We start from the raw sequence: 1,435 nt of genomic DNA on the forward strand, positions 1-1,435 counted from the left end.
TTTGATTTCTAAGGCTTTGTCGTAGGAGGCGATCGCATCTTCAAGCCTGCCTAATATACCCAGTGCAACGCCCCGATTGAACCAGGCTTCGTGATAATCTGGTTTGATTTCTAAGGCTTTGTCGTAGGAGGCGATCGCATCTTCAAGCCTGCCTAATATACCCAGTGCAACGCCCCGATAGAACCAGGCTTCGTGATAATCTGGTTTGATTTCTAAGGCTTTGTCGTAGGAGGCTATCGCATCTTCCAGCCTGCCTAAATTATCCAGTGCAAGGCCCCGACTCAACCAGGCTTCGTGATAATCTGGTTTGATTTCTAAGGCTTTGTCGTAGGAGGCTATCGCATCTTCATCTTCAACAAGCCTGCCTAAATCATCCAGTGCAATACCCCGATTAGACCCGGCTACGTGATAATCTGGTTTGATTTCTAAGGCTTTGTCATAGGAGGCTATCGCATCTTCATGCCTGCCTAAATTACGCAGTGCAACGCCCCGATTTGTCCAGGCTTCGTGTTTATCTGGTTTAATTTCTAAGGCTTTGTCGTAGGAGGCTATCGCTTCTTCATGCCTGCCTAAATCATCCAGTGCATTGCCCCGATTGAACCAGGCTTCGTGTTTATCTGGTTTGATTTCTAAGGCTTTGTCGTAGGAGGCGATCGCTTCTTCAAGCCTGCCTACATTATCCAGTGCAACGCCCCGATTGTACCAGGATTTGTGATCATCTGGTTTGAATTCTAAGGCTTTGTCGTAGGAGGCGATCGCATCTTCCAATCTTCCTAAATTACCCAGTGCAATGCCCCGATTGTTCCAGGCTTCGTGATCATCTGGTTTGAATTCTAAGGCTTTGTCGTAGGAGGCGATCGCATCTTCCAATCTTCCTAAATTACCCAGTGCAATGCCCCGATTGTTCCAGGCTTCGTGATCATCTGGTTTGAATTCTAAGGCTTTGTCGTAGGAGGCGATCGCATCTTTAAATCTTCCTAAATTATCCAGTGTATAGCCCCGATCAAACCAGGCTGCGTGGTCATCTGGTTTAATTTCTAAGGCTTTGTCGTAAGAGGCGATCGCTTCTTCCAATCTGCCTAAATTACCCAGTGCAATGCCCCGATTATACCAGGCTGCGTGTTTATCTGGTTTGATTTCTAAGGCTTTGTCGTAGGAGGCGATCGCTTCTTCCAACCTGCCTAATATACCCAGTGCAACGCCCCGATTGTTCCAGGCTTCGTGATAATCTGGTTTGAATTCTAAGGCTTTGTCGTAGGAGGCTATCGCTTCTTCCCATCTTCCTAAATTACCCAGTGCAATGCCCCGATTGTACCAGGCTGCGTCATCATCTGGTTTGAATTCTAAGGCTTTGTCGAAGGAGGCTATCGCTTCTTCCCATCTTCCTAAATTACCCAGTGCAATGCCCCGATTGTACCAGGCTTCGTGTTTATCT

At 47.2% G+C, this 1,435-nt stretch carries 1 protein-coding gene; it reads right to left on the reverse strand.

Features of this window, described 5'->3' with window-relative positions; translation table 11 throughout:
* A partial coding sequence (locus QT973_RS24140) for a tetratricopeptide repeat protein (RefSeq protein ID WP_333392361.1) occupies positions 1–1,435 on the reverse strand: 1,435 nt, incomplete at both ends.

Source organism: Microcoleus sp. Z1_A1, from assembly GCF_036700305.1.
GTDB lineage: Bacteria > Cyanobacteriota > Cyanobacteriia > Cyanobacteriales > Microcoleaceae > Microcoleus.